The following is a 23,544-nucleotide window of genomic DNA, read 5'->3' on the forward strand; positions in this document are numbered from 1 at the left end:
CAGCCGCATGCGGCACGAGATGGCCGGCTTAACTCGGCCAGCTTCGGCGATGGGGCTGGCACCGGGGCGGCAGACTCGCGAGGTTGTGTTCAACCTACGCTTCTGCCATGACCCCGCAGTACCGAACCGCCCTGCCTGCCCTCGCCTTAGTGCTGCTCTTGGCCGCCTGCGCCGCGCCGCCCGTGGCGGAGCCGCTCGGCCCGCCTGCCAAGGAAACGCTGTTCGCCGTCACCGCCGGCAAGCGGCTGGTCAGCTTCAATGGCGGCCAGCCGCAAAAGCTGCTGAGCAACCAGGCCCTCACCGGACTGGCGCCCGAGGAACAGGTCCTGGGCATCGACTTCCGCGTGGCCCGTGGCCAGTTGTTCGCACTGGGCAGCAGCGGTCGGCTCTACCGCATCGACACCACGACGGCGGCGGCCACGCCGGTCGGCGGCCCGTTGGCCGTGCCGTTGGCCGGCCGGCACTTCGGCGTGGACTTCAATCCCACCGTCGACCGCCTGCGGGTGGTGAGCGACAGCGGCCTGAACCTGCGCCTGCATCCCGACACCGGCGCCGTGGTGGATGCCGATGCCAACACCCCGGGCCTGCAGCTCGATGGCCCGCTGGCCTATGACGCCAGCGACGTGAACGCCGGTCGCCAGCCCGGCGTGCAGGCCGCCGGCTATACCTACAACAAGGACAACGAGAAGATCACCACCAACTACGCCATCGATGCGGTGGCCGGCACGTTGGTGCGCCAGGGCAGCCTGGAAGGCACGCAGCCGGTGGTCTCGCCCAACACGGGCAGACTGTTCACCGTCGGGCCGCTCAACGCCGGCCCGATCGCGCAGGTGCACTTCGACATCAGCGACCTGAACAACGCCGCCTATGCAGCCATCCAGGCGCCTGGCCATGCCGCCACGGTGCTGTATCGCGTGGATCTGAAGACGGGCGCGGCCAGCCGCATTGGCACCGTGCAGGGCGGCGAAAATCTGGTGGGCATCGCCATCGAGCCATGAGCCCAGGCCCTTGCGGCCAGACGCAAAAAAGCCCCGACTGGCGGGGCTTTCTTGCGGCGAATTCAACTTGCGTTGTCATCGCCTGCGTTGGCGGAGTCGGAGGCGGCCGCATATAGCCCGCCAACCCGCATGAACCCTAGGAATCGCAGCGTGTGCCACGTTCCAGGTCCCCCACGAAGTCCCCCTTGGCAGCGCCTCTGGGTTCAGTGATGGGGCGGGACGAGCGTTCCTCGAGTCGCGCTTCCCCACCCCGGGAACGAGTCATCGCGTGAAACCGTCACTGAGCTCAGAGCCGCTATGGCCGCCAACTTCTCTTCGCGGGCCTTCGCCACCATCACGTCGCGCTGACGGGTCGCCCGAAGCTGCTCGTCCCACTGATTCGCCAAGAGGAACGTGTAGGCAGCTTCGCCCACCGCGACGCCGCCGGCGATGACCATCCACTCCCAGACAACTTTGGTGGGGAGCATCTGGTACGTGACCGCTGGGCTGATGCAAACGAGTGCTCCCAGCACGAGCACCGCTGCCCGCCAGAGGAAGCGCCTGCGGAGCCGTGAGGCTGCAGCGCTCCGCTGCGCGTACTGCTTGGCATCCAAGTAGTCCGCTTCAAGAATGCCGTCCGTTTTGTCCCGCATGCCCCATACCGCGGCCGCACAAACAAGGCAAAACGGCGCCGTGACCCCCGAGACGTAGGCCAGAAGACCTGGGGTGAGGTAGTGGAACGCGACGGCGGCAAGCCCCCAGTCAGCCCGATGAACATGACGCGCAGGAGCAGACGCGGGTAGAAGAGCCCGTCAATCAGATCTGGACGTCGTCGGATTGGACCCGTTGCAGCAGCCATGTCCTCATCGTTTCAAAAACTTCGTTCGCATCGGGGATGCCGTCGATGGTCGTGATCCTGACACGGCCGGCCAGCCTGAGCTGATTGCCCGCGATCGTGCCACCACCGACCAGATGAACCTTGGCGTTCAGACCCTCGGCATTTCGCAGTGCGGAGCCCAGGGTGTTCATGAGCTTTTGACCCTTGTCCGTAGTCTCCACCTTGTACCGAATCTTCAACGTGTATTCGATGTTGGAACCGGTCAAAGCGTCTAGATCGAGTTTCGCCGCCTCGTCAGGTTTCAACAAGCTCTTCAGCGCCCCCAAGATGCCGGTTTTTTTCGCTCGCTGACTCAACCACGCTCGCCGAGGAATCCATGGTTGCCGTGCGGGCAACCGCTGGGCCCGGTACCGGCTCCGCTGAGCTGTCGAGCGTCTCATCGGCTTCCAGCTCGCCGCCAATGTCAAGCTCCCGCACACCGGCCGCCTCAACCTTGTCGCGAGCAGCTTTCGGAAGTTGGTCGACAAGCCGGACCTGGTTGGTTCCTTCAAGTTCACCAGCGTGGTGCAACAGCCACTGCAAATGATGCTCCAGCTGCCGCTCTCGCATCGACGACGACTGCATCATGACAAGATGATTTGCGTAGACGGCGAAGAACAACGTGGCGTCCAGCCGCTCACGTCTCTTACCGTCCGTCGTTTGAGGGGCAACGAACTGTTCAACGGTCAGGCTCGTGGCAGCCGTGTCGTCCACGAGAAACGTCGACGCAGTCCCTGGCATGTACGTCATCAGCACGCCGAACAGCATGTCGGCTTCTGCGCGGTACTGTCCGATAAGGCGCCACTCCGGCGACTGGTCGGGAGGGCCCAGCGATTCACGCCTGTCCCCGATGGTCGGCTTCTTAGCCAGAGCCAACGCCAGCTGCTGCTTTAAGGTGGTCGCAGGCGGGCTGTGAAACAGCGCATGCTTGTAGACCAGAGTCTTCGCCTTCCGTTCCTTCGCCAAAACCGCACTCCAAGGTGTCACCAATCGTGACTCCTCCGATCATCTCCGTTTTCCGGAGGCGGGCATCCGGTGAACATTGACCACCTGCCACGCTCGCCCAGTTGGGTGAGCCACCCAGTCCGCGTAAGGGCCTGAAGTGCCACCCTTCTTGACCGATGACGAGATCGCCGAGCTGTGCGCGCCACTCAAGGCGCCGTCGGCGCAGGCGCGCTGCCTGAGCGGCCTCGGCCTGCTGGTGGCCCGCAAGCCGAACGGGCGGCCGCTGCTGATGCGCAGCGAACTGGAGCGGGTGCTGGGAGCCGAAAGGTTCAGCACGGACGGCGGCCGGCAGGCGCCCCGTGAAGGTGAGCCAGACCGGGCCCGGCTGATCGAGCTGTTCGCAGCGCGCGGAGCCAAGCGCCGCACCGCGCGCTGATCCATCCGTCCACCGGCAGCTGGCAATGGGTTATCACGCGGAGGCGTGGGCGTTGGGGGTCCATGGGGGGCAGCGCCTCCCTGGCGTACCGGTTTGCGCAGCGAACCGTTGTGCGTAACGGTTCCGCGGCGCGGGCCGAACGGTGGGCGCAGGGCCCGGCGTGAAACCCACCAATCGGTGCTGCCTCACCTGCCATTTGCGGGCTGGAACGGGGGTGGGCGTCGATACGATCGTCGCATGGCAGGTTGTCCCATCATCAGGCTGGCCAAGCACAAGACCGCGTCATCGCTGATCGGCGCAATGGGCCATCACGCGCGCACGATCCCGACACGCAACGCCGACCCGGCGCGGCTCTGCGAGAACCAGACCATCTGGGGCACCGAGGATCCAGCGGAGGTGGTCAGGCGCGTCATGGCCCGCACCGATCCCTTGGCCAAGCGCAAGGACGCGGTGCGCGCCGTCGAACTGTTCCTGGGCGCGTCCGATGACTTCTGGGAAGCCGGAGGCGACTGGCAGCTGCTGGCCCGCGCGCACCTGGCCATGCTGCGGCGCGAGTTTGGCGACGACAACATCATCGGCTGCGGACTGCACCTCGATGAACGCCGGCCGCATCTGTGGGCGATCGTCACACCGGTGACGCCCGACGGCCGGCTGTCCGCAGCGCACTGGTTCGACGGGCCCAAGAAGATCGCGGCGCTGCTCGATCGTGCACAGGGCAACTTCGCGCGGCTGGGCATGGAGCGGGCAAGGCGCGGCGTGAAGGCCACCCACATCGACATGCAGACGCTCCAGCAGGCGGCCGCCGGCAACGCGAGGGCGCAGCGCCGCGTGCAGCGTGAGCTGGCCAGGCGGGAGAAGGCCGCGCTCGAGGCCTCCCAGGTGGCCGAGGCCAAGGCAGCCAAGGCGATCGCCGAGGCGGAGCAGGCCCGAGCTGCGGCCACCAAGGTGGTGATGCAGTTGGCGGTCATGGAGACCAGGTTCAAGGGGATACAGGCGCGGGCCCAGAAGCTCGATGCCGTCGAAGCTGTTCAAGCCCGGCAGGCCACCGAGCTCAACGCCTTCGCCCGCCGGCTGGCCAGAGTGCAGGGCGCGATCGTCGAAGCCTTGAGGATGCTGCCGGCGGCCGTGGCCGACAAGATCGAAGCGGTGTGGGGGCCTCTCAGGAAAGCCGAGGCCGAGTTGCCCGCAGAGGTGCCAGCGACGGCGCGATCGAGCGGCAGCCTGACCAGCCCTTGGACCTGACGCACTTTTGCGTTAGAAATCAGATCAACGACTTAGCGGCGACGGCCTCACTTTTGAGGGCGTCTAACCAAAAGTGGTTGGACGCTCGAACGTCTCCCCAAAAATGGGGTGATGGTCAAACTTCGCGAGAGGCCGGAGTTCCGGCCTTGCATGCTCCGGACCGTCTTCGAGCTTTTGCGCACACGGTGCACTGCTCACTTTTGAGCGGCCCGGCCCAGTATCACCTTCCCCACGAATAGCCGCCGGCCCCGCAGTTGCGCTCCAGCGAAGCCATGATGGCGTCGGGCGGATAGGTTTTCGCTCGGTAAGCATCGACGTTCGCCTGGACTATCGCGCGGCAGTTTTTCGGCAGACCGGTGTCGCCGAGCCTAGGTCGGTCATTGGGATCGCCGCCTGACAAGAGCCATCCCGCCGCGAAGGCGATCGCCGCTGCCGAGCAGGTTCGCACTGCGCTTCCGCCGTTGAGCGCCACACCCATGTCAGGCAGTGATCGAAAGCCGCACGATGCGGCTGGCCATCAGCTTTGACAGCTCACGCGCCTCTTCTAGGGTGGTGCCGTCTCGCAGCCTCAAGACAACACTGCTGGGAAAGCCCGGGGACGCCTCGCCGCGATGCTCGAGGTAGAGAAACGGAGTGCCGTCGCCTGTTTCCTTCACGGTGAACAGGGGCTCGACCGATGCTGTGCTCATGCTGCTTATCTCTCAAGAGTGAGTCGCCGCAGCATCCTCGCCGACCCCTGCGTTACAGGCAACAGGAAATTTTCGCCGGCAGCGGTGCCCTAGGCTACCCTATCGGGGGCACTGCGCCTTGAGGTCACCTGCAACAGTTGAAGGTTGGCTCATGCAATTTTCATCGGGGGAGAAATGAAGTTTAGTACAGAGGTCCTGTTGGCTCAATACGGACATGTGGAACAACAAATAGCTTTGGCTGCGACGAAAACAGGCCTTCTTGTCACAGCGTATTCGGTGCTCGTCACTGCGTACGTCGTCTATTCCAAGGAGTGCCTGACAGTACTACAGGGAGATTTGTTTGCGCCGGAAAATCGACTGTCACTGTTCATTTCAATTACTGGCTTGGTGCTCCTGCTCGGCTTGATGCTTTCCTTATACGCCGTATTACCGCGCTGGACACACAAGCCGCACGAAATGATGTTTTACGGTGCAATTGCAAAAGATCACAAGACGTACGCCGAAAAGTGGAAAGAAGCGAAGGACGAGGAAATTGTCGATTGGCTGTTGACTGGGGTAGTCGGAAAATCGCAATGGCTTCGCACTAAATATCGAATCGTGGGCTTAGCCGTGTGTTGCGCGATCGGGGCCACGGGACTCACCTTTGGCGTTGCGATATATGCTCGCTTCGCGCTTGACTCGCCGGTTTGTAAGAACCCGACGGTAATAACGCAAACTGTTGGCGCGAGCCAGAATCATGATGAGAAGCTGGGCCTTAAGCCATAACGGCCCTCGATAGAACGTGCGACCGGGCCGGTGCCCGAGGCAATGCCATCGGCCACTTGGTTCTGCAGCGCCTCGAGAATTACGTCGATGCCGCCATCGTTGCGCTGCTGCGAGGTCGCCGTCGCCGCGATGCCGGTGTTGTTGATGATCGTCACTGGAGTGGCAACGCGCAGCACCTGAGGCATCTGCGTGGCCATAGAGCCGGCGCCGCCGATCTGCCGCATGGCTTGGTCGTGGGCCACCACCGTGCCGCTGTCCTTGCCCATCATCAGGTACTGCTGCCCGGCGATCTTCAGCAGCTCCGGGCCCAGCTCGTTGACGCGGTACATGCGGCCGCGCTCGACCGGGCCGCCGCTGGCGCGTCCACCACCAAGGCCGAAGTCGGCCAGGCCCATGTTGCCGCTGGTGATGCCCACGCCGGCACCGCTGCCGGTGAGCCACTTCAAGCCCTCCTGCACCAGGTTGAACAGGCCGCTGCCGATCGATGATGCCGTGCCCTGCATGCCGGTGACGATCGGCTCGATGGCCGGCTGCAGCACGGTGCGGGCGAACTGCGCCTTCAGCTCGCGCAGGAACACGTCGGCCAGGTTGTTGCCCTTGCGGAAGCCCTCCAGCAGGCCTTCAGCGACCGAGGCGCTGAGCGACGTGCGCGCCTTCACACCGGTCTCCTGCAGCAGCTGCTCGGCTTCCTTGAAGGCCTTCGTGCTGTTGAGCTGCTGCCGCTCGCGCAGCAGGTCGATCTCCTTCTGCAGCAGCTGGTTCTGCTGCTCGCCGATGCCGGCCAGCTCGCGCTCGGCGATCTGCTGTTCCTTGGTGGTGATCAGGCTTTCGATGCGCGCGTTCTCGATCGCGGCACGTGCCGTGGCGCTGGCGCCCATCAGCTCGATCTCTTCGGCCATCGACCGGTTGCCGGCCTCGAAGGCGGCCACGGCCTGTACCGCCGCCGTCGAGCTGCGGGTCAGCGCCTCGGTGGCCGCGTCGCGCGCAGCCTCAAGGGCCTTCTGCGCCGCGGCTTCGTCGGCCGCCTGGTCGATGCTGGCAGCCAGGTACTGCAGCTGCAGCCGGCGCGCCTCGGTCAGCTTGCCGAACTTGCCCAGCGCGATCTCGGTGTTCAGCTTCTCCAGCGCGCCTTCCTTGCCCAACAGCGCATTGCGCTCGCGCAGCGCTTTCAGCTCGCTGTCGTAAGGGTCTGTCTTGCTCCCGGTGCCGGCTGCTGCCGGCGGGCCGCCTGCAGGCTTGCGCAGCGGGTCGAAGCCGCGGTCCTCCTGCCGGCGCAGCGCCTCGGCCGCGCTCGGCCGCCTGGCCAGGATCTCGGCCGTCACGCGGTCCACCTCGGCCCGCGCGCGCACCGCGTCGGCTTTCACGGCCTCGGAGATGGCGGCAAAGCCTTTGAGGTCGAGAGTGCCCAGCGCCACCAGCTGCGCGGCCACGGCGCCGATCTCGCGGCCGATGCCCTGGAACACGTACTTCGTATTGGCGTACAGGACCTGCACGGTCTCGCTGACGGTCAGGAAGCCATCAGCCAGGATGCCGATGTCCTTGGCGCCGTCGCGCCCGCGCTTGATGGCGTCGGCCAGCTCGATCGCCTTCTCGGCCACGCTGCTGATGGTGCTGGCCAGCGCGGCCGTCGCGCCGCTGGCGTTGTCCATCGCGCCGGCCAGAACCTGAACGGCGTTGCGCGATTGGGTCATGGCCTGGCCCCACCGTCAGGGGCATGCGCTCGAATTCGCTGTTGATGGCCGCGCCGCCCTTCTGGATGGCTTGGAACACCTGCTCGGCGGTCAGCTTCCCGGCCTTGCCCAAGTCGCGCAGCTGGCCCACTGTCACGCCCATGCCGTCGGCGATCGCGCGGGCCAGCCGCGGCGCCTGCTCCAGCACGCTGTTCAGCTCCTCGCCCCGCAGCGTGCCAGATGCGAAGCCCTGGCCCAGCTGCACCAGCGCCGCGGCGGCGCTCTCGGCGTTCGCGCCAGACACCACCAGCGCCTGGTTGATGGTGCGGGTCACACCCAGCACGTCGCTCTGCGAGACACCCAGCGCTTCGGTGCTGCGCGACAGGCTGGTGAACAGGTCGGCCGTCTGGCCCAGGCCGGTGCGCGTCTCCTGTGCAATCGCGATCACCTCGCGCTGGGCGCGCTGGAAGTTCGCATAGCCGGTGGCCACCAGCGCCAGGCGTGCGTTCAGGTTCGTCATCGCGTCGGCGGCCTGGATGAACTCGCGGCCAAGTGCAGCCACCGACAGGCCGGCCAGCGCGTTGCGCATGGCCAGCGCGCCGGCCGAGGCCTGGTTGCTGGCTGCCGCGGCTTGTCTCGCGGCGGCTTGCTGCTGCTTGTAGGCGTCGAGCGTCTTCAGCGCTGCCGCGGCGGTCTCGAGCTGGGCCTGGGTGGCGCCGCGCTGCGCCAGCTCTTGCAGCTTGATCTGGCTGGCGGTCTTGCCGATGTTGTCGGCGGCCACCCGCAGCCGGGCGATGTACTGGTCGACGGCGGCCTTGCCCTTGGCCGCGCCGGCCTGCGTGCTGTTGCCCAGCTCCTTGCCCAGGCCGGTGGCCGACTGCTTGGCATCCGCGATGGCCGCCTTGAAGCCGGTGGCGTCACCGGTCAGCTTGATCGAACCGGTACCGACATTCTCGCTCATGGTGCCCTTTCAGTAGGTGGCGCCGTGCAGCTCTCCCGAGCTCCCGATGCGCCTCGCCCCGTTCCAGCAGGGCCGGTCCCAACCATGGGGCATGACTCGCCGCTCGATGCGGCAACCACCCCGGGCTATGGCCGGGCTATCTCGCCCGCGGTGGCCAAGACTTATCAGCCGCGCGCGGCGAGCGTGGCAAAGAAGCCGCGCTTGGACGAAGCGATGCTGGCGGGGACGATCGGCGCGTTCCACCACGGCTGGCCACCGACGCGCAGCACGAAGCGGAAGGCGGTCAGGTCGTAGTCGAACCACAGGTGCATCGACACCTCGCTGCGCACGCCGCCGGTCTTCACCGCGGTGAGGTAGTTGGCCAGGTCGCCGAACACGATGTCGCCCTGCTCGCCCACCGGTGCCATGGCTTCGCTGTAGATGATCGGCCGGCCCAGCAGCGTGCCGTACGGCGCACGCGACAGGCCGCCCGGGGGCATATACGCCGGCACGGCGGTGCCGGTGCCCGGGAACTGCATGGTCATCAGGTGCTGCTCGACGTCGGGGTTCATGAACCACCGGGCATTGCGCCGCGCCGCTGGCGTGATCGACGTCCACAGCTTGGTGATGTTGGCGAACAGCACGCTGTCGGCGGCCTGGCCGGCTTCCTTCGGCACGACGATGGTGCCCGGACTGTTCAGGATGCCCAGCGGCATGCCGACACCGGAGCCGGCCATGATGGCTGCGTTGACCTTGGCGCTGATCTTCTCCGGGGCCTTGCGGTTGACGTAGCTGGCCATGGCCGGCGCGTCCTCCAGCAGCTCATCGCTGAGCGGCACCATGGCCACGATCTTCTCGAGCTTGACGGTCTTGGCCTTCAGGTCGGGCTTCGACTGTGGCATCTCCTTGGCCTCGGATTCCCAGTAGGCCTGGATTCCACCCGACGACTGCCACTGGCGTGGTCTCGTCGGCGGGGAAGGTGATGCTGTTGCGCGACGCGATCTGCTGGTCGGTCAGCGGCAGCAGTGACTGCTCGCCCAGCACCTTCTCGATGATCGAGTCGCGGAACTCGGGGGGCACGGCGAAGCCGCCGTCCTGGCCAACACCTTCCGAGCCGTAGCTGTTCGGTGCGGAGTTGAGCACCAGGCGCGGATCCACCTGGCCGGCCTTGGCTGACCCGATCTTCACGGCTGCCACGAACTCGGCGAAGTTGCCGAAGCCCCAGCGCTGCGGGTCGGTCTCGCTGGGCAGGCGCTTGGCCGCCGGTTTGGCTGCCGCCTTGGCTGGCGCGGGCGCCGGTGCAGGTGAACCAGCGCGGTAGGACGCCATTGGAGCAATCTGGCGCATAGCCGGGCGACCGCTGCGCGGCCCCACATTGCCGGGCTGGAAGCGACTGTTGGCTTGGCCAGGAGGCCCGACCTCGGCAGCGAACTGATTGGCGGTCTCCAGTTGCCGCTCGAGCACCTCCACCTCGGCGGCGATGCGGTTGATCCGGTCTCGTTGGTCGCCTTCGGGGTCGCGGCCACAAACCGCCATGATCCTGCCTGCCTCGGCATACAGGCTGTTCAGACGTGCTTCAAGCGCCTCGCAGCCAGGCACCGCGTGAGGGGCGTGGGCAAGCACCATCGCGCCTGGCGCAAAACCGAGCGCTTGGGCAACAGCATGCGCGGTGACGGCGGTGGTTGCGGGGTGCTGCTGCAGGGACATGGCGGCCTTCCTCTGGCGATGCTGACGAATGGCCGGCATTGAACGGCCGGGGTCCACAAAGCCGGAAGGCAGAAATAAGCCGGAGCCCTATCGAGAGGCCTGGAAGCGCTCCGGCCGGTGGGCGAGGTAGCGCCGGGCAGCGCCGGCCCGGCCGCGGCGCGCGGCTGCGAAGAGAGACAGCAGCACCTCGAGCCGCCGGCGCGCGGCGCCGTGCTGCAGCTCCTCGGGGAAGCACTTGCGGAGGGTGGGCACGGTCAGGCCCAGGGCCAGCGCAATGGCCTGCTGGGTGGCGCCGCCGCCTGCTGCGGTGGCCACCAGGTCGCGCTGCTGGCGCGTCGGTTGGAAAGCAGGTCGACCGGCCATTCTTTTACGAAAAAGAGTTCTCGCCCGAAATTTCGGCTGGTGCAAAAAAGCCCATCCGTGGGGGGAGTGCCGTTACCGCACTCAAGGCCCAAGGGATTGGATCCACCCCCAGGGCCACGAGCAGCTCAGCTCGACGCCCCCTCTTCCCGCGCAAGCGCAACGAGCGCTTGCAAACCAGCAGTTGTCAGCTGGCCATTTTGTAGAACATAGCCTGCGCTTCGGAGAGGCAGCACCTCTGCGACAGACATCCCCATCAACGCCTCGTCGGCCTCCAGCTTCATCCGGTGGTAGTGCTTAAGACGCATCGGCTCCCTGATGTTCTCGAACCCCATCTTCAGCGCTAGCTTCCGAAGCGATGAGTGCACTGCCATACCAGCGAAGGGGCTGGCCTCACTTCGCTCCGTTCCTGCGGACAACTTCTCAACCAAAGCGCGCAGCCGAGCCGCTTCGTCAAGCGCCTCTCTCAGTTTGGCCGCCAAGTTCTCACGTTCCTCGGGCGCGGTGGCTGCGGCAAGTTGCTCCTGCACAGAATCGGCCTCCTGTTCCTTCTCGGCCAAGCTCTTCTCAGCCTGCATGACGACTTCGACTCCGCTTACCTTCAGCTGTCCGACGCGCTGAAGCTGCTGTGTCGCGACTTGCAGCGCTTCGTTCAGTCGCTCGCGAAAGACGTAAATCGCCGCGCCTGCGACAGCCGGCCACGCTGCCGAGTCGACGAGCTTTGCCAAAAACTCGAGCCAGTTCATAAACCCTCCCGTGTGATCGGATGCTATGCGACCCCGGCTTGCACTCGAGACCGCCGCAGCGGATCGAAGTAGGCTCGCCGGCGCAACGCAGCCATCACAGCCACACGTCGCGCACCGTGACGCGCCGGCCCAGCTGCCGCGCCACGCGGTTCACCACCTTCTGCCGCTGCGCCAGCAGCAGCTCTCGGGTGCGCTCGCAGATCTCGCCAGCAGCACCGGCCTGCCAGGCGCACACGGCTTCGGCCACCTCGCCGGCGGGCACCATCGGCACGCGCAGGGTGCAGCTCACCGTCGCGTCCAGTGCATGGAAGGTGCGCGGCGCGACGATGGCCCAGCGCACGGCCTCGGTGGGCTTCATTCGCATTCGAGTACTCCATGCCAAGCAGCACCGGGGACAGCAAAACGGGACACACCGGGACGCGCATCGGGACAGGAAACGGGACGGGACAATGTCCCGGTTTCCTTATGCGCGCGCGAGTCCCGTCCCTGTCCCGATGTCCCGAAAATCGGGACAGTTGAAGTTTGAAAACGGGACACTTACTTGCCCCCCGCAGGTCGATCAGGGTGCCCTGGGCCACCTCAATGAGCTGCGCGCGGACTGCCGCATCGCGGGCCCGGTAGTACGCTTTCTTCCTGGCCTCGGGCTCCGCGATCTGGCAGTCCTCGTAGAAGGCCTTACGCAGCTCCTTCTCGCTCATGCCGTTCTGCACCAGGTTCAGCAGCAGCTGCGTGCGCCCGCCTCGACCGGCGGACTGCTCGGCCTGCTGCGCCATCGCCACCTCATCCGCATCCGTGAGGTGTCGTGCCACCAGGGAGGTGACCGGGTCCCCATCGACGTCGGTACCAAGCTCGTGCTTCGTCAGAGAGAAGACCGCGTCGTCGAAGCGCTCGCCATCCTTGAGCTTGAAGCAGCTCATCGTAGCCAGCATCTCCCGTTCGTCACGGTGCACCCCGAACACGAAGTCGAGGTTCGCGACGAAGGCAGATGAGCCGCGCGGCCGCTCCGTGGCGGCGTGGCCGCTGTGGTGCACCAGCAGCACCGTGCAGCTCCACAAGTCGCGAAACTCGCGGCCCAGCGTGCGCAGGAAAGCGGCCACCTCGGCGGCAGCGTTCTCGTCACCGCCGAAGGAGCTAGACAGGGTGTCGATGATGACCAGGCCGGGAGACACACCCAGCCCCTGCGCCTTTCGCACAACCGTACGGGACTCGGTGGACAGCTCGAGCGTCACGGGCACCACATGTACCTGGGCTTTCCGGTGGTCAAGGCGGCGCGCCTCATGCCACGACTGGAAGCGAGGAGAAAGGCCTGCGCCGCCCTCGCCAGCGAGGTAGACCACCGGGCGCGCCAGGGTCTTGCGGCCGAGCCACGGCAGGCCGTGGCCCACGTGCAGGGCCAGATCCATCGCGATGAACGACTTGAACGTGCCCGGCGCGCCGAAGATGGTGCCGATCGCGCTGTCAGGCACTCGGTGCTTCACCAGCCACCGAGTCGCCTCAGCCCGCGTGCGCAGCTCGTCGAGGGTGAGCATCGGCAGTCCGTCGGCCGTACCCACCTGCGTCCGCTCAAGCTCAGCGAACCGGGTTGTAGCCAACGACGCGATGGCGGCAACATCGCCTCCACGCGCCGCCGCGCCGGCGATCTCGTCGCTGAGCGCAATCAGCTTCCGCTGCACTGCGCGTTCTCGCACGATGCCCGCATGCCGCTGCAGGTTGGCCGCCGTCGGCACGCTCTGCGCCAGCGCATTGAGGTGCACCAGGCCGCCGCATTCCTCGGCCTTGCCGGCCGTCTGCAGCTGCTCGAACACCGTGATGACGTCGGCCGGCTGGCCGGCGCCCACCATAGCGCCGATCGCCTCGAAGATGGCCTGATGCCGGCCATCGAAGAAGTCGGCCGACTGCACGACGTCGGCGATGCCGTGCCATGCGCCGTTGTCCAGCAGCAAGCCACCCAGCACCGATTGCTCCGCCTCGATCGAATGCGGCTGCGCCCGGTCAGCACCAGGCTCAGCCGGAACGCCGCCGCGGTCGATGGTGTGCACAACAGCCTCTTGCCAACGCAAGCGCGGTTCGACTGAGGCTGCCGGCGCACCTCTCACTGCACCCCCATCCTGCGCAGCAAGGCCTCGAGCTCGGCTAGGGTGGTGCTGGTGGTGGTGAAAGTCCATCGCGACACCACGTAGCCCACGCGGCCGTTGTCCAACTCCATGGCGTCACAGCGGATGCCGCGCAGCGCTGCCTGAGCCTGCAGCGTCGTGAAGGCTTTCAGCTCCGCCTCGGTCAGCAGCGCCGCCGCGACGTGCTCACGCGCCGCCCGGCGCAGGGGTGATGCCTCGGCCGTCATTCGAGCTCGCCCTGCAGCACGCGGAAGAAGCCGCGCAGCACGCTGTTCGGGTTCTGGGACATCAGGCCCGCGGCCGCGTACAGCTCGTCGTTGCTGGCCTGGCCATCGCGCAAGCTGGCCAGGAACTCATTCGCGATGCGCTCGCCGGCCATGAAGCCAGGCAGGTCGGCCTCGTGCGGCTCGGGCCCGATCTTGTCGCACACAACGCGGGCTGACTCGTTGAGCTTCGAGGCGGCCGGCGTGCGCTGCGCCGGGCGCTTGGGAGGGTGGTTGTTCGTTGGCATCGTCAGGCCGTGGGAGCAGGCTTGGTGGGGTGGCCACCATGGATGGCGAGGCAGCCGGAATCGATGAGGCAGTTTCTGCCCGCGGCCATGCGCGCCGCGCCGCCCGGGCCGTGGTTTCCTGTGGCACCGGCACCGCGCACACGGAGAGGATGCCGGCGGCGCGGTGGGCGGCATCGCCGGCGCCGAGGCCCAGCACACGCAGGCGTTGAACGACCGCGTTCAGCAGCAGGTCGCGGCTTCGCGAGGTGCGCCGGCCGCGCCTGGACTTGCCGGCACGCAGCATGTCTGCGGCGGCCCGCAAAACAGCGGCCGCCAGCGGCGCATGACCGGCGGCCACCAGGTCGTCCCAATCGAGGCCGCTGCGCCGCGCGGCATGCCACAGGGCAGGCTCCGCATGCCAGGCAGGTGGGTGCTGCAGGCGGCCGTCGCCCAGCGCCTGCTCGGGCTGGGCCGCCGCTGCCTCGAGCCACCGGACGACGGCGGCGCGCTGGCCCATCAGCGCCATGGCCGCGGCGGCGACCCGGTACTCGACCAGCAGCGGCTGCAGCCAGACTGCGAACGCCTTCGCGTCGATCTCCGTGTCGTGCAGCTCGGCTGCCAGGTCGGGAACGTCGGCCGCTACATCGGCTTCGGTGAAAGTGGTGCCGGGCTGGCCAGCAAGTGCGCCGAGGGCCTGAAAGGTGGGCTTGGTCATGTCGCGGCCTCACCGGTCAGGCTCTCTACGTACGCGACGACCTCGCGCCGGCGGAACCGCGTGCAGCGACTCGAAAGCCGCACCGGCTGCGGGAAGCCGGGCACCTTCGCCTTCAGCCGCGCGTAGATCGTCGCGGGCGTCACGCCCATCATCTGGCTGGCCGCCTTGATGTTGATGAGCACCGGGTCTTGACCCGGCCCGGTGGGCAGACTGATCGGGGTGATGGTCCGTTCGTGCATGGTCAGGCGTCCAGACGATTGATGACGTCAACCAGTTGCTCGCGGGCCTGGGCAGCCAGTCTCGCCACGGCGTCACCGGCGTCTTCTGGATGTTGAATGCTGTTGTCACACAGCGCGTCGCCCAAGGCAGCCATGGCGAACAGCGCGGCGACAACGTTGAACAGCGGATCGATCAGCTCGGTCCGCTCCTGTGGGGTGGCAAGGCGCTTAGCCATGGCACACCTCACCGAAGACCACCATCTGCATTTCGGCGACGTCGCGCAGGTGGTCCTCTGCCAGCACGGAAATCACCACGCTGTTCAACGCCTTGATGTCGCGCAGCGTGCGCATCAGCACCAGGTCGAAGGCCTCACCGTCCGGCCGTGCGATGAATTCGCGGCCCAACATGCTCAGTTGGGCCTCGATGATCGCCAGCGCCTCGAGGGCGAGACATTGCAAGCCCTCCGATGGGGGTGTGGCGGCCGGGGCCGCAGTGCGCGTAGACTTCATGTCGTCGATTCCTGTCGCAAGGTTGCTGACACTGAAGAGCCGCCGGGTACCAGCCGCGCGGCTCTTCGCCTTTCTGGGGGTCATTGCTGCTGCGCGGCCTGCGGGGCTGCGCTCTCCTCCCTCCGCCGGCTCTGCTCGAGACGGAACAACACTTCACCGGCGATTGATCGCATGTTCTTGATCGCTGCTTGGCGCAGGTACGCTTTGAGCTCACTGGGCAAGGCGATGTACGTCGCCGACTTCGCTTCACTCATCTGACCTCCGTGGACCGAAAATGGTTCATGGGATGGATGATGGACCGAAAGTGGTTTACAGGTCAAGCCACTGCGCACTCATAATTCAGTCGATGAGCCGAGACGACCACCAGATGAAGATCAGGCTTCCTCAGAGCCTGAAAGCCGAGATCGAGGCGCATGCCAAGGACGCCCGCAGGACGATGAATTCGGAGATCGTTGACCGCCTGGAGGCCAGCTTTATTCCAGGTATGGTGTCACCGGCGATCGCCGTGACCATCGCGAGTAAGGACGCGCGAATCGCGGAGCTTGAGTTCCAGGTTGCTGAGCTGACCAACGCTTGTTCCAAGGTCGCTGATCGAGCCATCAAGCTCCTACGCGACATGGACAAGCACCAAGACCTTCCGCAGGACCTTCGCGAGGCCGGCGAGGAGCTCGAGAGAGCAGCCATTGGCGAATGGGGCCTTGGAGGCGTCGGCGAGGCGCCGTACACCGACATTCAGCTCTATGAGCGCTGGCGAAACGCCCAGGAAGTGCGGGCCAAATGGCGCGCAATGATGGCCGCAGAGAAGGCTCAACAAGCACTGCTGCGACCGGGTCCACAGATTGACCCTCTCGAGTAAGTCAGCGCTGAGTGGCCGTCAGCCCGCCGCCCTGAACGGCAGTACTTTGGCGCCCACCCGCAGCTGGTCGAGGTGGTCGGCCCACCACTGCAGCATCTTGCGGCGCTGGGGTAGGTAGGTCGCGAAGTTGTAGGCGGCGCTCACGTCGTCGCGGTCCATGTGCGCCAGCTGCAGCTCGATGTGCATGTGCTCGAAGCCCTCTTCGTGCAGCACCGTCGAAGCCAATCCCCGGAAGCCGTGGCCAGTCATCTGCCCACCGTAGCCCATGCGCTTCAGCGCCGCCAGGATGGTGTTGTTGCTCATCGGCTTCTCGTGGTCCCGCTCGCCAGGGAACAGCAGGCCCGACGGGCTGCGGTGCTGGTCCAGCAGCTTGACGACGTGCACGGCCTGGGTCGACAGCGGCACGATGTGCGGCGTGCGCATCTTCATGCGAGCTGCCGGGATGCGCCACTCGGCCTTGTCGAGGTCGAACTCTTCCCACCTGGCGCCGATCAGCTCGCCGGTGCGCACAAACGTCAGCGCCAGCAGCTGCAGCGCGAAGCGCGTGTAGGGGCTGCCGCCGTAGGCCTCCATCGCACGCAGCAGCGCCGGCAGCTCCTTCGCGTCGACGCGGGCGAAGTGCCCCTTCTTCCGCGGCTTCAGCGCGTCGCTCGGCCGCACGTCGGCTGCCGGGTTGCGCTCGATGAGGCCATGCGCCACGGCATACCGGAAGATCTGCCCGCAGGTCTGCAGTGAGCGCTTGGCGATGTCGAGTGCGCCGCGGGCCTCGATCTTCTTGGCCATGGCCAGCAGCTGCGGCGCGGTGATGTCCGCGATCGGCTTGGCGCCCAGCAGCGGAAACACGTCGGCCTCCAGCCGGCGCAGCACATAGTCGGCGTGCCGCTCGGACTTCGGCCCTCGCCAGTGCTCGAACCACGCGCGGGCGGCCGCCTCGAAGGTGTTGCCCAGGGCAACCTGCTTGGCCAGCTTGGCGTCGAGCTTGGCCTGCACCGGATCGCTGCCGGCCTTCAGCAGGTCGCGAGCTGCGTCGCGGTCTCGCCTGGCCTGCGCCAGCGGGACGGCCGGGTACAGGCCCAGCGCCAGCCGCTTCTCCTTGCCGTCGAACCGGTACTTCCAGCGCCAGTGCTTTGAGCCGTTGGGCTGCACTTCGAGGTAGAGGCCGCCGCTGTCGGCCAGGCGCAGGCGCGGCTTGTCATCGGGGCAGCGTGCGGCACGGCACGCGGTGTCGGTGAGGGGCATGGGGGACTTGCGGGCAAACCAGGGGAACAGCCCACCTGAGTCCCCCAAAGAGTCCCCCACCTGCCGCCCGCTGTCAATCAACGAACTTTGACAACGGCCAAGAAAAAAGCCCCGGAATCCGGGGCTCTAAGAGGTCTAGCTTGTCATCTTTGGTCATCGCCAAAGTGATCCTTGGCGGAGTCGGAGGGATTCGAACCCTCGATGCGCTTTTGGCACATACTCCCTTAGCAGGGGAGCACCTTCGGCCACTCGGTCACGACTCCAACATTCGAAGAAGCGGGATTCTAGCCTATGCCGAGGCGATTTCCTGCTCGAGATCGAAAGCTTTGTGCAGTGCACGCACAGCCAGCTCCATGTACTTCTCGTCGATGACGACGCTGGTCTTGATCTCGCTGGTGCTGATCATCTGGATGTTGATGCCCTCTTCGCTCAGCGTGCGGAACATCTTGGCCGCAATGCCCACGTGGCTCTTCATGCCGATGCCCACGATGCTCACCTTGCAGATCTTCGGGTCGCCCACCACCTCGGCCGCGCCCGTGGCCGGCACCACCTTCGACTTCAGCAGGTCCAGCGCGCGGCTGTAGTCCACGCCCTGCACGGTGAACGAGAAGTCCGTCTTCCCGTCGTGCGACACGTTCTGGATGATCACGTCCACATCGATGTTGGCATCGGCCACCGCACCGAGGATCTGGTAGGCCAGGCCCGGCTTGTCGGGCACGCCCATCACGGTGATCTTGGCTTCGTCGCGATTGAACGCGATGCCCGAGACAACGGCTTGTTCCATGTTTTCGTCTTCCTCGAAGGTGATCAGGGTGCCCGACTTGGCTTCCTCGTCGATGTCGATGTCCCAGGGCGTGAAGCTCGACAGCACACGCAGCGGCACCCGGTACTTGCCGGCGAACTCCACCGAGCGGATCTGCAGCACCTTGCTGCCCAGGCTGGCCATCTCCAGCATCTCTTCGAAGCTGATGGTATGCAGCCGGCGCGCCTCGGGAACGATGCGCGGGTCGGTGGTGTAGACGCCGTCCACGTCGGTGTAGATCAGGCACTCCGCGGCCTTCATCGCGGCCGCCACGGCCACGGCCGAGGTGTCGCTGCCGCCGCGGCCCAGCGTGGTGATGTGGCCTTCCGGGTCCACGCCCTGGAACCCGGTGATCACCACCACCTTGCCGGCGGCCAGGTCGGCGCGCACGCGGGCGTCGTCGATGGCCTGGATGCGGGCCTTGGTGAAGGACGAGTCGGTCTGGATGGGCACCTGCCAGCCGGCGTAGCTCACGCATTCGAGGCCTTCGGCCTGCAGCGCAATGGACAGCAGGCCCACCGAGACCTGCTCGCCGGTGGAGGCGATCATGTCCAGTTCGCGCATCACGCTGCCGGTGATGCGTTCAGGCTGCAGTTCCTTGGCCAGCCCGAGCAGGCGATTGGTCTCGCCGCTCATTGCCGAAGGAACCACCACCATCTGGTGCCCGGCGCGGGCCCACTTGGCGACGCGCTTGGCGACATTGCGGATGCGCTCCGTGGAGCCCATCGACGTGCCGCCGTACTTGTGAACGATCAGTGCCATGAGGGTGACGGCGAGCGCCGCGGCCCGCACGTTCTGCTTGAAAAAATCGGCCCGGGCGAGTCCGGGGAAGCCCGCGATTCTAGCGACCGTCGGCCAGTCACCCGTCGTTTGCAGAATCTGCAGCAAGGGGCAGCCACTCCAGGGTCACCCGCGGTCCGGCCTCCGCGGGGTTCACACTGCGTGCATCCAGGCCCAGCCCCGGCACGAACATCAGGCCGTGCGCACTCCAGAGCAACGGCGCTCCGCGCGCCCATGCCGGCACCGCCTGCTGCTGGAACATCTTCTTGAGGCTGCGCGGCGGGCGGTTGGCCGCGGACTGGAACTGCTCACCACCGCACCGGGCCCGCAGTTCGCACGCGAGCAGCCACGCCAGCGGCACGCCGCTGTCCGAAAGTTTCACCCGCAACACGCCCTGCCATGCCGGCACCGCGACGTTGCCCGGCGCATCGATCTGCAAAGCCAAGGCCGCGGGCCAGCCGGCCGCCTGCTCGCCCGGCACGGCCTGCAGCACAAGGCGGCCGCGGTAGTGGCGCAGCATGCGGCCGGGCCCCGCGGGCCACGAGGCGGACACGGCATCGGGCCACTCCTTGAGCAGGCGGTCGAGCAGGCGCTGCGGCGCACCTTGCCCCAGCTTCAGCGCCAGCCAGTGGCGCAGCACGATGGCCTGCTGCGCGGGCGTCAAGGCCTGCCAGGGCTCACGCAGCAGGGCGCGCCCGGCACTGCACCGTGCCAGCGCCTGGGTGGCCCAGTCCCGCAGGGCCTCATCGGCCTCGGCCATGCGGCGCGCGGAAGCGGCGAGCGCACTTTCCGCGTCGGCGAAGGCGCTGCTCAGGCCAGGCATCACCTGCAGCCGCAAGCGGTTGCGGGCAAAGCGGGAATCCGCGTTGCTTGGGTCTTCGACGGCGGCGATGCGGTGGTGCGCCACATAGGCGTCGATGGCCTCGCGCGGCTGGTCCAGCCAGGGCCGGGCCCAGGTGATGCCGTCACGCACGATGCAGGAAGGCATGGCGGCCAGGCCGGCCGGGCCTGCCCCGCGCAGGGCCTGCAGCAGGAAGGTCTCGGCCTGGTCACGCCGGTGATGGGCCAGCAGCACCAGTTGCACATCGGCCTGCAGCGCCATGTCGGTCAAGGCCGCATAACGCTCACGCCGGGCCCAGGCCTCGATGCTGTCGCCGCGGGCGGGGCGGCAGGTCAGGCGGCGCAGTTGCAAGGGCACACCGCAGGCCTCGCACAGGCGGGCCACCTGCGCCTGCCAACCATCGGCTTCGGGCATCAGGCCGTGGTGCACATGGAAGGCATGCACCTCGATGCCCAGTGGCCGTGCTGCCGCAACAGTGGCATGCAGCAGGGCCGCGGAATCACGGCCGCCGCTGACGGCCACCGCCAGGCGATGTGCCATCACGCGGCTGCCTGTGCAGGCTCAGCGGTCCTTGGTGTCGCTGAAGCGGCCGTAGGCCTGGAGGCGCTCGTAGCGGCGCTGCAGCAGCTCCTTCGGTTTCAGGTCGATGACCTGGCGAAGCGCATCGTTCAGCCCGCGCTTGAGCGACGCGGACATGGCCTTGGGATCGCGGTGCGCACCGCCCACCGGCTCGTTGATGATCTTGTCCACCAGGCCCAACGCCTTCAGCCGATGGGCGGTGATGCCCAGCGCTTCGGCCGCATCGGCGGCGCGTTCGGCCGTCTTCCACTGGGATGGAGGCGCAGCCTTCCGGCGAGATGACCGAGTACACCGAGAACTGCAGCATCAGCATCTGGTCGCCCACGCTGATGGCCAGCGCACCGCCCGAGCCGCCTTCGCCAATGATGGTGGCGATGATGGGCACCTCCAGCTGCGCCATCTCGAAGATGTTGCGGCCGATGGCTTCCGATTGGCCGCGCTCCTCGGCGCCGATGCCGGGATAGGCACCCGGCGTGTCCACGAAGGTGAACACCGGCAGGCCGAACTTCTCGGCCAGCTTCATCAGCCGCAGCGCCTTGCGGTAGCCTTCGGGCCGCGCCATGCCGAAGTTGCGCGCGGCACGTTCCTTGGTGTCGCGGCCCTTCTGGTGGCCCAGCACCATGCAGGCCATGCCGTTGAATCGCGCCAGACCGCCGACGATGGACTGGTCGTCGGCAAAGGCGCGGTCGCCGTGCAGCTCCTGGAAGTCGGTGAAGATGTCGTTGACGTAGTCCAGCGTGTAGGGCCGCTGCGGATGCCGCGCGATCTGCGTGACCTGCCAGGGCGTGAGCTGGGTGTAGATGTCCTTGGTGAGCTGCAGGCTCTTCTTGTCCAGCCGCTCGATCTCCTCGGAGATGTCGACCGCGGATTCGCTTTGAACGAAGCGCAGTTCTTCGATCTTGGCTTCGAGCTCGGCGATGGGGGCTTCGAAGTCCAGGAAGTGCTTCTTGCTCATGCGGAGGTTCCTCTTGTTCTCAGTACTCGACGGGCAGCGGATCAAGGCTGCGCCAAAGGTACCAGGTGGCGACCGACCGGTAAGGTGCCCAGGCATCGCCCACTTCGCGCGCCTCAGCCCGTGACACCGGCTCGCCGCTGAAGTAGTTGAGGCTGATGCCCTTGATCAGGCCCAGGTCGTCGAGCGGCAGCACGTTGGGCCGCATCAGGTGGAAGATGAGGAACATCTCGGCCGTCCAGCGACCGATGCCGCGGATGGCGACCAGTTCCTCGATGATGGCCTCGTCGTCCATGTCCTGCCATTGCTGCACATGGACCGCACCGCTGTCGAAGTGCTGCGCCAGGTCGCGCAGGTATTCCACCTTGCGCGCGGAGAGGCCGGCCGCACGCATGGTGTCCACTTCCAACGCCATGACGGAATCAGGCTTCAGGCGCGTGCTGGGGTCGGGCAGCAGGGCGGCGAACTTGTCCCACACCGACTGCGCGGCCTTCACCGAGATCTGCTGGCCGACGATGGAGCGGGCCAGCGTGGTGAAGGCGTCGCCCCGGCTCTGCAGCCGGCCTTCGCCGAACTTGGGGATGAGCTTCTTCATCACCCGGTCGCGCTTGCTGAGGTGGCGGCACGCGTCGTCCCAGTAGGACGGCGTGACGATCACGTTCGCCGCAGGCGTTACAACAGCACGCGGCACGATCAGGCTCTCACCCAGGTGGTGCCTTGCGCCGAGTCCTTCAGCACCACGCCCTGCTCCAGCAACTGTGCGCGGATGCGGTCGGCCTCGGCAAAGTTGCGGGCCTGCTTGGCCGCGGCGCGGGCCTCGATGGCCGCCTGCAGCGCGGCCTCGTCCAGGCCTTGCCGGCCGCCCTGCAGGAAAGCCGTGGGCGGCTGCTGCAGCACGCCCAGCGTGGCGCCCAGCGCCTTCAGCAGGCCGGCCTGCGTGGCCGAGCCGCCGCGGTTGACTTCGCTGGCCAGCTCGAACAGCACGGCAATCGCGGCGGGCGTGTTCAGGTCGTCGTCCATGGCATCGCGGAAAGCGGCCGCGGCGGGTTGCTGCCAGTCGATGGGCGACGCCTGGGCGGGCACCTTCTCGAGCGCGGTGTAGAGCCGACGCAAGGCCGCACGCGCGTCGTCGATGTGGGCGTCGCTGAAGTTGAATGGGCTGCGGTAGTGCGTGCGCAGCAGGAAGAAGCGCAGCGTCTCGCCGTCGTAGCGCTGCAGCACTTCGCGGATGGTGAAGAAGTTGCCCAGCGACTTCGACATCTTCACGTCGTCGACGTTGAGGAAGCCGGTGTGCATCCAGTGACGTGCGAACAGCGCGCCGGTGGCGCCTTCCGTCTGCGCGATCTCGTTCTCATGGTGCGGGAACTGCAGGTCCATGCCGCCGCCATGCAGGTCGATCGGCTGGCCCAGCATGCTGCAGGCCATGGCCGAGCACTCGATGTGCCATCCGGGCCGGCCAGGACCATAGCGGCCGTCGAACTTGGCCTCCGGCGGCTCGTCGGCCTTGGCGGCCTTCCACAGCACGAAGTCCAGCGGATCGCCCTTGCCACCCTCGCCTGCCTGCACGGCCACGCGCTCGCCGGCACGCAGGTCGTCCAGGCTCTTGCCGGACAACTTGCCGTAGCCAGGGAAACGACGCACTGCGAAGTTCACGTCGCCATCGTCGGCGCGGTAGGCCAGGCCCCTGGCTTCCAGCTGCCCGATCACGTCCAGCATCTGCGGCACGTAGTCGGTCGCTCGGGGCTCATGCGTCGGCGGCAGCAGCCCGATGGCCGCGAAGTCCTGCTGCATGGCCTGCGTGGTCTGCGAGGTCAGCTCACCGATGGTGATGCCCCGCTCCACCGCACGACGGATGATCTTGTCGTCAATGTCGGTGATGTTGCGGACGTAGGTGACCTCGTAACCCGACGTGACCAGCCAGCGGTACACCACGTCGAACGCCGTCATCGTGCGTGCATGGCCCATGTGGCACAGGTCGTACACGGTGATGCCGCACACATACATCCGCACCTTGCCGGCTTCCACGGGCGTGAAGTCTTCCAGGGTACGGGTGAGGGTGTTGTGCAGGCGAAGGGTCATCGCGAAGGCCGCAAA

General features: G+C 66.7%; 28 protein-coding genes, 1 tRNA gene and 1 pseudogene. 5 read left to right on the top strand and 25 right to left on the bottom strand.

Annotated elements, in window-relative coordinates:
* Positions 1-149: 149 nt before the first annotated feature.
* A complete protein-coding gene (locus LRS14_RS08175) occupies positions 150-998 on the top strand; it encodes a DUF4394 domain-containing protein (RefSeq protein ID WP_257799215.1) in 849 nt (282 codons plus the stop codon).
* Positions 999-1,201: 203 nt separating this feature from the next.
* Here LRS14_RS08175 and LRS14_RS08180 read toward each other — a convergent pair whose 3' ends face one another.
* From LRS14_RS08180 to LRS14_RS08190, 3 genes are all read right to left on the bottom strand, one after another.
* Positions 1,202-1,630: a hypothetical protein gene (locus LRS14_RS08180; RefSeq protein ID WP_257799216.1), complete on the bottom strand. Its 429-nt coding sequence runs from the start codon at positions 1,628-1,630 to the stop codon at positions 1,202-1,204.
* A gap of 163 nt (positions 1,631-1,793) precedes the next feature.
* Entirely contained in the window at positions 1,794-2,120 is a 327-nt protein-coding gene (locus LRS14_RS08185; RefSeq protein ID WP_257799217.1) for a hypothetical protein, read from the bottom strand.
* On the bottom strand, positions 2,110-2,820 hold the full coding sequence (locus tag LRS14_RS08190) for a hypothetical protein (protein ID WP_257799218.1): 711 nt from the start codon (positions 2,818-2,820) through the stop codon (positions 2,110-2,112). Before LRS14_RS08190 ends, LRS14_RS08185 begins: the two co-directional genes overlap by 11 nt.
* Before the next feature lie 148 nt (positions 2,821-2,968).
* Between LRS14_RS08190 and LRS14_RS08195 the strand changes: the two genes are divergently transcribed.
* Together LRS14_RS08195 and LRS14_RS08200 are read left to right on the top strand one after the other, a co-directional pair.
* A complete protein-coding gene (locus LRS14_RS08195; RefSeq protein WP_257799219.1) occupies positions 2,969-3,235 on the top strand; it encodes a DUF4224 domain-containing protein in 267 nt (88 codons plus the stop codon).
* A 237-nt stretch (positions 3,236-3,472) separates the two neighbouring features.
* Positions 3,473-4,477, top strand: a complete 1,005-nt coding sequence (locus LRS14_RS08200) for a plasmid recombination protein (protein WP_257799220.1) — start codon at positions 3,473-3,475, stop codon at positions 4,475-4,477.
* Between the two features lie 220 nt (positions 4,478-4,697).
* On the opposite strand, the gene LRS14_RS08205 is transcribed toward LRS14_RS08200, so the two are convergent.
* Both LRS14_RS08205 and LRS14_RS08210 read right to left on the bottom strand, forming a co-directional pair.
* Positions 4,698-4,955 (bottom strand): hypothetical protein, encoded by a 258-nt coding sequence (locus tag LRS14_RS08205; protein ID WP_257799221.1) that lies wholly within the window; start codon positions 4,953-4,955, stop codon positions 4,698-4,700.
* A gap of 1 nt (position 4,956) precedes the next feature.
* Positions 4,957-5,166: a hypothetical protein gene (locus tag LRS14_RS08210; protein WP_257799222.1), complete on the bottom strand. Its 210-nt coding sequence runs from the start codon at positions 5,164-5,166 to the stop codon at positions 4,957-4,959.
* A 174-nt stretch (positions 5,167-5,340) separates the two neighbouring features.
* Between LRS14_RS08210 and LRS14_RS08215 the strand changes: the two genes are divergently transcribed.
* Positions 5,341-5,931 carry a Pycsar system effector family protein gene (locus LRS14_RS08215; RefSeq protein WP_257799223.1) on the top strand — a complete coding sequence of 197 codons (591 nt, stop codon included), beginning with the start codon at positions 5,341-5,343 and terminating at the stop codon, positions 5,929-5,931.
* Positions 5,932-7,449: 1,518 nt separating this feature from the next.
* Here the strand turns inward: LRS14_RS08215 and LRS14_RS08220 are convergent.
* The 13 genes from LRS14_RS08220 to LRS14_RS08280 form a co-directional block, all read right to left on the bottom strand.
* Positions 7,450-8,562, bottom strand: coding sequence for a tape measure protein (locus tag LRS14_RS08220; protein ID WP_257799224.1), 1,113 nt, complete (start codon positions 8,560-8,562; stop codon positions 7,450-7,452).
* Between the two features lie 164 nt (positions 8,563-8,726).
* Complete coding sequence (locus LRS14_RS08225) at positions 8,727-9,443, bottom strand: phage major capsid protein (protein WP_257799225.1); 717 nt, start codon at positions 9,441-9,443, stop codon at positions 8,727-8,729.
* Positions 9,364-10,248: a phage major capsid protein gene (locus LRS14_RS08230; RefSeq protein WP_257799226.1), complete on the bottom strand. Its 885-nt coding sequence runs from the start codon at positions 10,246-10,248 to the stop codon at positions 9,364-9,366. The genes LRS14_RS08225 and LRS14_RS08230 overlap by 80 nt, the downstream gene beginning before the upstream one ends.
* 87 nt (positions 10,249-10,335) lie before the next feature.
* Positions 10,336-10,563 (bottom strand): hypothetical protein, encoded by a 228-nt coding sequence (locus tag LRS14_RS08235; RefSeq protein WP_257799227.1) that lies wholly within the window; start codon positions 10,561-10,563, stop codon positions 10,336-10,338.
* 173 nt (positions 10,564-10,736) lie between these two features.
* Positions 10,737-11,354, bottom strand: a complete 618-nt coding sequence (locus LRS14_RS08240) for a hypothetical protein (protein WP_257799228.1) — start codon at positions 11,352-11,354, stop codon at positions 10,737-10,739.
* 23 nt (positions 11,355-11,377) lie between these two features.
* Positions 11,378-13,393, bottom strand: a complete 2,016-nt coding sequence (locus LRS14_RS08245) for an AAA family ATPase (protein WP_257799229.1) — start codon at positions 13,391-13,393, stop codon at positions 11,378-11,380.
* A gap of 53 nt (positions 13,394-13,446) precedes the next feature.
* Positions 13,447-13,695 (bottom strand): hypothetical protein, encoded by a 249-nt coding sequence (locus LRS14_RS08250; protein WP_257799230.1) that lies wholly within the window; start codon positions 13,693-13,695, stop codon positions 13,447-13,449.
* The gene (locus tag LRS14_RS08255) at positions 13,692-13,847 is read right to left on the bottom strand and encodes a hypothetical protein (RefSeq protein WP_257799231.1); all 156 of its coding nucleotides are present in this window, start codon (positions 13,845-13,847) and stop codon (positions 13,692-13,694) included. Before LRS14_RS08255 ends, LRS14_RS08250 begins: the two co-directional genes overlap by 4 nt.
* Positions 13,822-14,673 (bottom strand): hypothetical protein, encoded by an 852-nt coding sequence (locus LRS14_RS08260; RefSeq protein ID WP_257799232.1) that lies wholly within the window; start codon positions 14,671-14,673, stop codon positions 13,822-13,824. The genes LRS14_RS08255 and LRS14_RS08260 overlap by 26 nt, the downstream gene beginning before the upstream one ends.
* Positions 14,670-14,912, bottom strand: coding sequence for an AlpA family transcriptional regulator (locus LRS14_RS08265; RefSeq protein WP_257799233.1), 243 nt, complete (start codon positions 14,910-14,912; stop codon positions 14,670-14,672). The genes LRS14_RS08260 and LRS14_RS08265 overlap by 4 nt, the downstream gene beginning before the upstream one ends.
* Positions 14,913-14,914: 2 nt before the next feature.
* The gene (locus LRS14_RS08270; RefSeq protein WP_257799234.1) at positions 14,915-15,127 is read right to left on the bottom strand and encodes a hypothetical protein; all 213 of its coding nucleotides are present in this window, start codon (positions 15,125-15,127) and stop codon (positions 14,915-14,917) included.
* Complete coding sequence (locus LRS14_RS08275; protein ID WP_257799235.1) at positions 15,120-15,401, bottom strand: hypothetical protein; 282 nt, start codon at positions 15,399-15,401, stop codon at positions 15,120-15,122. The genes LRS14_RS08270 and LRS14_RS08275 overlap by 8 nt, the downstream gene beginning before the upstream one ends.
* A gap of 80 nt (positions 15,402-15,481) precedes the next feature.
* Entirely contained in the window at positions 15,482-15,655 is a 174-nt protein-coding gene (locus tag LRS14_RS08280; RefSeq protein WP_257799236.1) for a hypothetical protein, read from the bottom strand.
* Between the two features lie 92 nt (positions 15,656-15,747).
* Between LRS14_RS08280 and LRS14_RS08285 the strand changes: the two genes are divergently transcribed.
* On the top strand, positions 15,748-16,257 hold the full coding sequence (locus LRS14_RS08285) for an Arc family DNA-binding protein (RefSeq protein WP_257799237.1): 510 nt from the start codon (positions 15,748-15,750) through the stop codon (positions 16,255-16,257).
* 18 nt (positions 16,258-16,275) lie between these two features.
* On the opposite strand, the gene LRS14_RS08290 is transcribed toward LRS14_RS08285, so the two are convergent.
* The 7 genes and pseudogenes from LRS14_RS08290 to cysS all read right to left on the bottom strand — a co-directional run bounded on the left by LRS14_RS08290 (position 16,276) and on the right by cysS (position 23,529).
* Positions 16,276-17,496, bottom strand: coding sequence for a phage integrase central domain-containing protein (locus LRS14_RS08290; protein WP_257799238.1), 1,221 nt, complete (start codon positions 17,494-17,496; stop codon positions 16,276-16,278).
* 172 nt (positions 17,497-17,668) lie between these two features.
* Positions 17,669-17,759 (bottom strand) — tRNA-Ser (locus tag LRS14_RS08295).
* 26 nt (positions 17,760-17,785) lie between these two features.
* Positions 17,786-19,060: an aspartate kinase gene (locus tag LRS14_RS08300; protein WP_046111774.1), complete on the bottom strand. Its 1,275-nt coding sequence runs from the start codon at positions 19,058-19,060 to the stop codon at positions 17,786-17,788.
* Between the two features lie 97 nt (positions 19,061-19,157).
* The gene (gene tilS, locus LRS14_RS08305; RefSeq protein WP_257799239.1) at positions 19,158-20,459 is read right to left on the bottom strand and encodes a tRNA lysidine(34) synthetase TilS; all 1,302 of its coding nucleotides are present in this window, start codon (positions 20,457-20,459) and stop codon (positions 19,158-19,160) included.
* A gap of 21 nt (positions 20,460-20,480) precedes the next feature.
* Positions 20,481-21,453: pseudogene (locus tag LRS14_RS08310) on the bottom strand (acetyl-CoA carboxylase carboxyltransferase subunit alpha).
* Positions 21,454-21,472: 19 nt separating this feature from the next.
* Complete coding sequence (locus tag LRS14_RS08315; RefSeq protein WP_046111771.1) at positions 21,473-22,141, bottom strand: DNA-3-methyladenine glycosylase; 669 nt, start codon at positions 22,139-22,141, stop codon at positions 21,473-21,475.
* Positions 22,142-22,143: 2 nt separating this feature from the next.
* Positions 22,144-23,529, bottom strand: a complete 1,386-nt coding sequence (cysS, locus tag LRS14_RS08320) for a cysteine--tRNA ligase (protein ID WP_257799240.1) — start codon at positions 23,527-23,529, stop codon at positions 22,144-22,146.
* Between the last annotated feature and the right edge of the window lie 15 nt (positions 23,530-23,544).

The organism is Aquincola sp. J276, assembly GCF_024700035.1.
In the GTDB taxonomy this organism is placed as follows: Bacteria; Pseudomonadota; Gammaproteobacteria; order Burkholderiales; family Burkholderiaceae_C; genus Aquincola; species Aquincola tertiaricarbonis.